The sequence below is a fragment of the Mesorhizobium sp. M7A.F.Ca.MR.362.00.0.0 genome (assembly GCF_004023175.1).
In the GTDB taxonomy this organism is placed as follows: domain Bacteria; phylum Pseudomonadota; class Alphaproteobacteria; order Rhizobiales; family Rhizobiaceae; genus Mesorhizobium.
Window position 1 is genome coordinate 1 of the sequence record NZ_RZTF01001252.1, and the last position, 212, is coordinate 212.

1 protein-coding gene is annotated in these 212 nt (G+C 46.2%); it reads left to right on the forward strand.

Features of this window, described 5'->3' with window-relative positions; genetic code table 11:
• The coding region (locus EOC06_RS39805; RefSeq protein ID WP_164899139.1) for a LysR family transcriptional regulator substrate-binding protein at positions 1-212 on the forward strand (212 nt) is incomplete at both ends.

Below are 212 nucleotides of genomic sequence, written 5' to 3' on the forward strand. Positions count from 1 at the left end.
GAAATATCCTGAGGTGAAGGTTATTTTCAAACCGGCCCATTCTGATGAACATGCCAGAGAAGGACTGTTAAAAGGGGAATTGGATGCTGCTTTCATTACCGATATCTCCCGGAGTGACACTTATCTGCATACAGTCCGGCTTTTGGAGGAGGAAATGGTGCTCTTTGTCGCCTCTGATCATCCACTCGCTCCATTACAATATGTGTCTCCAG